The organism is Polymorphospora sp. NPDC050346 (assembly GCF_040655695.1).
Taxonomy (GTDB): domain Bacteria; phylum Actinomycetota; class Actinomycetes; order Mycobacteriales; family Micromonosporaceae; genus Polymorphospora; species Polymorphospora lycopeni.
This window is the reverse complement of the sequence record NZ_JBFAKM010000015.1, coordinates 160,828-169,765: the sequence shown is the minus strand read 5'-3', so window position 1 is coordinate 169,765 and position 8,938 is coordinate 160,828. Positions and strand designations below refer to the sequence as shown.

Sequence of the window (8,938 nt, the reverse complement as noted above, 5' to 3'; positions counted from 1 at the left end):
CTCGAAGCACCACAGACCCACGACGTCACCGGACCGCCCGCACACCCATTTTCAGCCCATCAAGGGCGGCCCACCAGGGGCAACTCCCGCTGTCAGGCCAGGAGTAGCTTGCCCGCTGCTACCTGTAGTGCGCGTTCTCGGCACTGCCGGCGTGCCCGTCGATCGCCGCAACCCGGATGGCGTGTCGTACGTGCTCCTGTAGGGCGCTGTCCGCCGCGTGGTCCAGTCGTGCCATCGCCGTCGGGAAGGCGTTGGTGAGGTCGATCAGCACATCCAGCACGGCTTCGTCGACGATGGCGGCCTGGTTCACGCCCACCTTGGAACGGGCGGAGGCAAGGCGTATCGGGTTTGCCATCCGCCCGGCGATGGCAAGCAGGTCTGTCAACGTGAGCGGGGCGCCGGCGTCGAAGGGTTGACTATCGTCGAAGCGTTGCTCGTCGAACTCGGCGATCTTGTGCTTGACGATGGAACGCTTTCCGGGCGGCAGCGCCCGATCAGCGCGCAGCACGACACCTTCTGCCAAGTTCCCCGATAGGGGCGGCAGCCCGAGCGAGTCTGGGATTGTGGTGACGAATCTCGTCGGTACCGCGTCGAGGTCCTGGCGTCGGCCTCGCCCGAGCAGTGGCACGACGTCGAGTCCCGCGACCACCGCCACCTCGCGTACCTGCGCGAACGGCAGGTACGCACCCTCCTCGTCGTCGGCATCCTGCACGAGTACGTCGAACAGCGCGAACCGCAGGTCCGGGCTGTACCAGATACCGGTCTGCACGGCGGTAACCCCGGGTGCCGGTGGCACATCGGGGTGCGGGTAGGCGCCCCCGTACAACTCGCCGTAAAGGCGCACTGCCGCGCCCGGCCCGGGCAGCGCGGCGTGGGCCGCCGCCACCAGCCGGTCGCGTAGCAGCTGCCAACCGAAGAAGGGGTCCTCGTCACGTAGCCATGCCTTACGCTTGCCGACCCGCGTGGTGCGGCCGTCCGTCGCCACGACCAGCTGCGCACCGTGGATCTTCTCGGCCGCAATCCAGGGACCGGCGACATCACGGGCGCTAATCGTGCCAATCTTCGGATACTGGATATGCTGCATCCCCACCATTATGGGCACCGTAGACGCCAGGTCATCCGGTTTAGAACGGCTTACGCGCCTGCGGAAAAGCGAGGGCGCGCTTCATGAGCGGTTCAGAGCCACTCGTTGATCGCGGCGACGTGGATGGTTGCCTGGTAGCGGACGGCGAGCCGCTCGTATCGGGTGGCCAGGCCTCGGTGACGCTTGAGCCGCTTGATGCCGCACTCCACGACGTGGCGCTGCTTGTAGATCTCGGGCTCGAAGGGCGGTCGACTGCCCTGGCGGCTCCTTCTGCTCCTACAGTCGAGCGCGGGTGACCGTCGAGTCGATGCTGACATCCCAGTCGACCAGTCCGGCCGCGTCGGCACTGGCGCGTGTCTGGATGTGCCGCTGGCCGGGACCCCGTAACGGGGTCCCGGCCAGCGGGGTGTTTGGTGTGTCAGCTGTTCCAGTGTTCGGCGACCAGGTCGGTGGCCTGGGTTTCCCACTGCGCGTAGTGGTCGGGGAAGGCGGAGACCTGGACGGTCTGCGCGGCCTCGGTCAGTGGCATGTCGTGCCAGCCGTCGACCTGCTTGAGGCCGTTGAGGAACGCGGTGGTGGCGTACTCGGGGTCGGTGATCTGCTCGACGGTGCCCCAGCCGGACGACGGTCGCTGCTGGAACAGGCCCTGCGAGTCGTGGTCGTTGCGCTCACCCAGGTGTCCCAGGTTCTCCAGCTTCGACTCCTGCAGGCTGGTCGCGATCGCGATGACCGCGGCGCGTTCGTCCATGCCGTTCTTCTTCGTCGCGGCGATGATGGCCTTGACATTGTCGGTCTGTTCGGCGCCCAGGGTGATCTGGGACTGCTCGCCCTGCACCGCGGTGGTGGTGACGGCGGCGGGGCGGGTCTGCGGCGTCGCGGCGCTGGCGGCGGTGACGGGGCCGGCGATGACGCCGGTGGCGAAGGTCAGGCCGGTGATGCCGAGAATCGTTTTGCGCAGGATCGTGTTCATGAGGGTGCTCCGTTCGTGGGGGGATGACGCCGACTGGGGGAGGTCGGCGTACGGGTCCGCGAAAGGTGCGGTGAAGAAGTCTGTGGGGTCACCCGTTGGTGCTCGGGTGGGTCGGGGATGTGTAACGACCGGGGGTGGTCGTTCATTCCAACCGACCTGCCCGGAGGCTGAGCTCACGGGGCGGTGGTGCTGGGTGCGTCGGGGATGTGTAACGACCGGGGGCCGGCCGTCATTCCGTCGACGTGGTCCGGGACCGGAGTTCGTTGTCCTGCTCGGTCCGCCAGGGTGTGTAACGACCGAGGCCTGGCCGGCATTCCGCCGGCCGGGCTTGGCCGGCTACGCAGGGTGGGTCGTAACGGACATCGGGCGCATCGATCCCGCTGGCCGTCGAGAGTGCCGTCCGCGGATATGGCTGCGTGGAGCTGTACCGGGGTGGCCTGTGTTGGGTGGGTGGTGATGTGGCTTGGGCAAGTGCGAGTTGGGTGGTTTGCAGTGGTGTTGGATGGTGTGGATGATGTGTTGCTGCATGGCAGGGGTGACGTGGCTGTAGGTGCCGCGGATGCCGGGTACACGGTGGCCGAGTCGTTGGGCTACCGGATCCCAACGGGGCAGGGGCAGTCCTGGTCTGCCCAGGCGGTGGAACCTGCGCAGGACCTGGCCGAGCCACTCGGTGGCGGGTTCGGGGGGCCGTGGCGGGAGGTGGTCCCAGGTGGTGGCGGCGAGCCCCTCGACGATTGCAGGTTGGCCGATGAGCCTTTTCAACCCGATCTTGCAGGTCAGCACGGGTAGGCGGGCCGCAGGCTTGACAATCGAAAGTGATCGATTAATGTTGATGCCTGCGAGGCGAACCGGACAATCAGCGGCGACTGGCGCCCCTCGTTCCGCCGCGCTGCCGTACGCCGATCTCCGGAGGAATCGCAGCCACCATGAGACTGAAGAGCAGCCTTCTCGGTGTCGCCGCGGCGGCTGTAACGCTGGCCGCCACCCTGCACGGCGCCAGCGCGCCGACCACCGTGCCGGCCAGCACGGCTCTGCCGGCCATCACCGCTGTACCGACCAGCCCGTCGCCGACCGGGGCCGCCTGCAACGTCCGCTACTCGGTCTACACCTGGGACACCTACCTGACGAGCAGCATCACCATCACCAACACCAGCGGAACCCCGATCACCTCCTGGGTGCTGAAATTCCCGCTGCCCGCCGGACAACACATCACCACCGGCTGGAACGCGGTGTACTCGCCGTCCAGCGGCAAGGTCACCGCCCGCGGCCTCGACGACCACGTCATCATCGGGCCGGGCGGCGCGATCGCCATCGGGTTCGTGGCCACCCACACCGGTGGCACCGACAGCCCGTCCTCGTTCACCCTCAACGGGACGCCCTGCTCACTCGGCTGAGACGCCGGTCAGTCAGGGCGGCCAGGCCGGGCTACCGTTGCCGGCAAGCAGCCGCCGTGCCGGAGCCGGGTTCCGGCCCGGCGGCTCGGCCGGCGAGCACGGCGGGTCGGCCGAGGAGGTCAGCCGGCCCGGCGCAGTTCGCCCGAACATGCCATTGAGCCTTCTCATCCTGTATAGCGGTTGCTTCGACGTGGTGCAGAACGAGGATGGCCTGCACGATCGTGGTCGCCCGCTGCGGGCGGCAGCGCAGCTCGGCCAGGCTCTTCCAGGTCTTGAGAGTGGCGATCGCCCGTTCGCCGCGGGCGCGGATCTTCGCGTGGGCCCGATGCACAGACTTCTCCCGGCGTGACAGCTTGAGCCGGAAGCGGCGCCGCTCGAACGGAGTGCGCACGCTGCCGCGGGCACCTTGACAGCCCAGGTCAGCGAAGGTCATCACGTCTGCGCTGGTCAGCGCATCGATGATGCCGTGGGCCCGGACCGCGGTCAGGTCGTGGACCGAGCCGGGCAGTGCCGGCGAAGCTCAAACGAGGCGGCCAGCCGCGTCGGCAATGACCTGCACGTTCACGCCGTGCCACTTATCCGGAGTAGTACGGCTTCTGGTTGGCGACCCGGTCGATATCGGGATCAGGGTGCCGTCCAGGATTGCGCACGCCAGCCGGCGGACCCGGTTCATGGCGGTGTCCAGGTCGTCGACGGCCGTCGCGAGCAGAGCTATCGCTTCCTGCACGTACCGCCGTGCGGTGCTCACGCCGACCTCGAACCCGGCGGCCAGCCGGGTGTAGGTATCACCGTTGCGCAGGTGTGCCAGGGCGAGCAGTGCCTGCCGTCCCGCGTCGAGGCGCCGCCACCTGGATCGACGCTCGTTGCGGTGGCTGCGGATACGGTCAGCGAGATGGTTCAGGGTCCGGCTGGACAACGAGATCGCGGACGGGTGAGACAGCACAGGCGAGGGCTTCCGAGTTGGGGCATCGGGTTTTGGTCGATTTGCTGTCTTACCTGGAGCCTCGCCCTCATCGATCTACGGCCCAGCCTACCCGCGCTGACCTGCAAGATCAGGTTGGAAGGCTCGATGGCGATGGTGAGGCGGGTGATGAGGGCGCCGGTGTCGGTGAACCAGGTGCCGAGGGCGGCGACCTTGTTGGCACGATCGTGGAGCTGGTGTGCGGCCGATGCGGACGACGACTCTGGCCGGTGGGAGCGCGAAGACGGCGTTGTTGGTCAGGCGGAGTAGCTGGGCACCGTCGGAGGGGATCTGGAGGTTTCGGGTGACTCGGTGCAGGGCGGTGGTCATGGCTTCGACCCCGAACCGGCCCGGGGTTTGTTGTGTTCACGTGCCGCCGTCACCACTGGCGACCAAGAGGTGCCGGAACTGACGACCGAGGCCAAGCACCGATCCAGGCGATGCTTTCACCGAGTTATGAGCGTTCTTTAGATCGCATCGGATGATTCCGGAAGCGCAATCTTTAGTGCCTCATAGACCTTCGGGTCCTCGCATTCGATGTCCCAGTCGGTGCTGTCGACCGCTCGTACGATGATGTACGGTTCGGTGGCGGTGTCATCGGTGTATCCGCGTAGTTCGCCGTCGATGATCTGGCCATCCGGGAAGGCGGCGAGTATCAGTTCACGGGTATGTACGCGTTCCCGCTGTGTCAGGGCCTCGATTTCCGAGCCCGCTGGGCCAGGTGCGACCTCGTCGAGTTGTAGCTCCCACGAGGCTTCGGCGGTAATCCTTCCGAGGGTAGTAAGTAGTTCTGCCAGACCGATGTAGTGGTCGCTGCGCCAGGCGCGTACGTAGATATGGTTCATGAGTCGAGCGCCTCTCCTGGGCCGCGCGTGTAGCCGGCTCTCGGGTTGTCCGGGTCATTTGGTGTGTATCGATGCTGTTCGGGTGCGGTGTGATCGGGTCGAGGGCGTCCGTTTGGGAAGGTGGGATGGGTGAAGTCGATGTCGCGCACGGGGACCCCTCCTTCCCCATACTCTCGCGCCTTGTAGACGCGACTATTGACGCTATCCATCTTGAGTACGGTGTGTGGTGCGCCCTCGGCGTTTGAGTCTGGGCCGGTGATCTTATTTGGGCGCTCGCTCTTGTAGACGGGAGTGCCATCGGGGTAGCGGGAGTGGATCGTGTCTGCGCGTTCTGCTTCACGGTCCGAGGAATCTGCCTCTGTAAAATCTGTTGTGTCCCCGCGGCCGGCGGTGGTCGAGGGCGGACGTTCCATCGCGGACAGTATGTCGGTGTTTCTAAACTCCCGTCTGTGAAGGTCGACTATCGGATTGGTTCGCCTCTCGGCGTCGGCGGCATGGCCAGTTGCTGCCCGTTCGACGGTGTTTGCTGAGTCGGGCGTTTCAGCTCGCGCCCTGTTGTCGGAGCTGGTCATCGGTTATCCGATGTGTAGGGCGCCAGGAAAGCCTCTGGCCAACTGCGGGTGCTGGTGAATTCGGCCATCATCGGGGCTAGCGACTCCTTCCACGTGGCGGCGTCGCGTCGCTGCCCGACCACGGTCTCAAGGGCCGACGGAGAATCAATTCCGTATACGACGTCAGCAACAGCAGACTGGTCGGCGAGCAGTTGAAGCGACCATTGGCCAACACTCTCGAGTTGTTCTCGGCAGTTCACTCCGGTGATCGGCTGTCCGTACCGCGTCTCCCAGACGTCGCTGTCAGGATGCCGCCCTGCGTTCGGCTGCTGACTGTTCAGGTCGAGAAGGGCGAGGTGAACCAGATTCCACCGAAAGCAGCCGGCCAGCCATCGGTCGGGTTCGTCAATGCAGCGGGCCTTCACAACCGGAGCTACCTGTGCACGCAGTTCTGCTGCCACGTGCGCAGCGAACTCCCGAGGGCTGTGGGTGTGGGCCAGCGGCGCCGAGCGGGCGATGACGGCGGCGTCGACCGCGTGCCGGACAGCGCAGTCGAGCAATCGGGGCTCGATCTCGCCCAGGGCGGTGCGCATCGCGGGGATCGGTGTCGGCGCTGGCATGCCGCCGAGGTGCCCGATCACGGCCAACTCGGCCCAGGCGACAATTCGAGGTTCCTTCTTGAGCAGCCGATGGGCGCGGGCCATGGTGCGCATGTCGCAGGGGTCGACGCTGCAGGACGCGGGACATCCCGGCAGTGGGGCACCGATCAGCGTGGTGGCCGGGTGTGGCTGGCCAGCCTCCGCCCCCGCTTCGATACTGGTACCGTCCGGCATCACGGCCAAGATCGGATGATCCATGGCGTCGGCGAAGACGGCAGCGGTACCCGGAGGCAGCGTGACGAGGTACCGGGATTGCATGTCGGTGAGGTTGCTGGCCGCGCCCACGGCGTCGCGGTCGTCCTGAGCAGGTAACCGGTGAATGATCTTGACAGCGGTGTTCTTGATGACGTCGGGAACCAGCTTGGCCGGGATCTGCTCGGCGATCACGAGCCCTTCGCCGTAGGCGCGTACCTCGGCGAGTAGTGCGGCGAACAGTTCGACGGCGTGTGCCGCCGGCCCTGGTTGGTCGGGGCGGCGCAGTAGCCGGTGTGCCTCCTCGATCACGGTCAGATGCCGCAACCGGGGTGCACGTGGATTCCGGCGTTCCTCGACGCGCAGATGTTCGACGATCTGGATCAGTACGGAGCCCATGAGGAACGCTTTGTCGCGATCATCACCAATGTCCTCGATTTCGAGGACAACGTTGCGCCGTAACAGCCGGCCGACGTCTAGCCGGTGCCCTGTCTCGAAGAATCGACCGGTGGTTCCCAGACGCAGGCTGGACAGCCGGACGGTGATGAAGCCTCGAACGTTGTCGGTGACCTCCCGTCCGTATCCGACGGACTCGATCACCTGGTGTGCCGCGGCTTGCAGGTCTGCCAGTGTCGGGTACCTCGGACATACCCCGGCGTGGGCCGGCTCGCCCAGCGTCAGGTCCCAGCCGAGGGCCTCGTAACTGCGCGTCAGTGCAGCCGAGAGCACCTGTGGAAACGGTTCGTCGGCTTGGAACGCCGCATTGAACAGCGCACGGGTCAGGTCGGCGTGTGTCTGCAACGGAAAGCCGGGCACGGGAGCGAGCGGATTCAAACCGACGGGCGGGTGGTCCGGCTCGCCGGGACGCATAGCGATCACGTCGTGGCCCGGCAGACGCGCGGCCATCCGCCGGTACTCGGCCTTCGCCGGTTCGATAACCAGCCAGGGCACCTCGGCCCGGGTGGCCTGGGTCAGCAGATGCCGGATGGTCTGTGACTTCCCGGCACCGGTGGCGCCACAGACGAAAGTGTGTCGGTTCAGGCTGTCCATCGGCAGCCGAATCCGGCCAGCGGGAGCGCCCGCACGATCCATCACCTCGCCCAGGTCCACACTGGCTGCGGCAGCCGTCGTCTCCGGGGTGACGTCGAACGTCGGCCGTGGAATGACACGCACCCCGGGAATCTCGACCGTCGGTGGCCGGGTCAGCGCGGCCACCAGCGGCGATCCGGCGAGGACGGGCTCTTCGACCGCGCCCCGGTGCGGATCCGGACTGTCCAGCACGGTTGCGAGATCACCGACAGGCGCCCCTGGTACCAGCGCATACGGCAGGTGGGTCAGATCCACGGCAGCGGCGACAAGCCCGGCAACCGCCATCACCTCGGCCCTGCCGGCGCCACCGACCAGCAGGTGAATCTGCCACAGCCCGGTCGATTCTGCGGCCCGTAGCTCCCGGTGCCGGAGTTCCAGCCGCGAGGCTCGTACCGCGTACTCCGGCGACGAGGTACGGCTTCGCGCATCGCGCTCCTGTGCGGCGACCGCGTCGGCAGCGGCTTTGATGCCAGCCGGCGGGACCGGCTCGGCCACCATCAGCCAGGCGAACGGCGCATGCCACACACCCAGCAAGCCGTCGACTAGTCCTGGGCGAAGATCGCCATCGCCTGCGGTCTCGTCTACCAGCAGCCCGTCAACCAGCGCGCCGAGCCGAGTCCAACACGGGAACGAGGCCAGCAGCGCCACCGTCCGGTCGCCGCCGTATGAGCGACCGCGGCAACCCGGAGGAAAGGAGAGAGGCACCGGTCCTGTATTCGGCTCCGCCCCTCGCGTGGCCGGAACGCGCAATGTGCCGGCCACCGCGGGATACAGCGACGTGCCGCTGCTGGCGAGCACGGTGACAGGAGCGCCGGCATCCGGTCGACACCAGGCGAACATCAGCAGATCGCCCGTGCCGTGCACGGATGCGTGGTAGGCCGCCGATACTGCTGCGAGCCGCCGTGGTCTGCCCCGGTCCCGTTCCTCGCTGTCGTGGCGATCCGGATGCTGCGGCGCGTCCTGGTACACCTCTTCGATCCGGCTGATCCTGGTTCGCTCGAGGGCGGCGAGAAGGCGACCGTGAGCGGTCGCAGCGCCCGGAGGCCGCATGCCCACCAGGTCGGCGCTCATCGCGCCCCCGATGAGGCACATGCTGGTCCGCTGCCCGCGTTGCCCGACCCCGACGAGGTGCTGGTGGTGATGCCGATGGCTGCCTGCGGTCGTCGCCGTATGACCTGAACCCTGATTGAGTC

6 protein-coding genes and 1 pseudogene are annotated in these 8,938 nt (G+C 67.0%); 1 reads left to right on the top strand and 6 read right to left on the bottom strand.

The genetic code is table 11. The features are described 5' to 3' along the window. Nucleotides 1-118: 118 nt before the first annotated feature. The 3 genes from AB0I42_RS18065 to AB0I42_RS18055 all read right to left on the bottom strand — a co-directional run bounded on the left by AB0I42_RS18065 (nt 119) and on the right by AB0I42_RS18055 (nt 2,054). Nucleotides 119-1,093, bottom strand: a complete 975-nt coding sequence (locus AB0I42_RS18065) for an RNA ligase family protein (protein ID WP_357538660.1) — start codon at nt 1,091-1,093, stop codon at nt 119-121. A gap of 83 nt (nt 1,094-1,176) precedes the next feature. Next, nucleotides 1,177-1,401 carry a transposase gene (locus AB0I42_RS18060; RefSeq protein ID WP_357538659.1) on the bottom strand — a complete coding sequence of 75 codons (225 nt, stop codon included), beginning with the start codon at nt 1,399-1,401 and terminating at the stop codon, nt 1,177-1,179. 101 nt (nt 1,402-1,502) lie between these two features. After that, entirely contained in the window at nt 1,503-2,054 is a 552-nt protein-coding gene (locus AB0I42_RS18055; RefSeq protein WP_357538658.1) for a hypothetical protein, read from the bottom strand. A gap of 926 nt (nt 2,055-2,980) precedes the next feature. Here AB0I42_RS18055 and AB0I42_RS18050 point away from each other — a divergent pair. Then, on the top strand, nt 2,981-3,448 hold the full coding sequence (locus AB0I42_RS18050; protein WP_357538657.1) for a cellulose binding domain-containing protein: 468 nt from the start codon (nt 2,981-2,983) through the stop codon (nt 3,446-3,448). Nucleotides 3,449-3,629: 181 nt separating this feature from the next. On the opposite strand, the pseudogene AB0I42_RS18045 reads toward AB0I42_RS18050, so the two are convergent. From AB0I42_RS18045 to AB0I42_RS18035, 3 genes and pseudogenes are all read right to left on the bottom strand, one after another. After that, nucleotides 3,630-4,391, bottom strand: a pseudogene (locus tag AB0I42_RS18045) (transposase family protein); the annotation flags it as partial. 485 nt (nt 4,392-4,876) lie between these two features. Further along, entirely contained in the window at nt 4,877-5,254 is a 378-nt protein-coding gene (locus tag AB0I42_RS18040) for a hypothetical protein (protein ID WP_357538656.1), read from the bottom strand. A gap of 568 nt (nt 5,255-5,822) precedes the next feature. After that, a complete protein-coding gene (locus AB0I42_RS18035; RefSeq protein WP_357538655.1) occupies nt 5,823-8,816 on the bottom strand; it encodes an ATP-binding protein in 2,994 nt (997 codons plus the stop codon). Between the last annotated feature and the right edge of the window lie 122 nt (nt 8,817-8,938).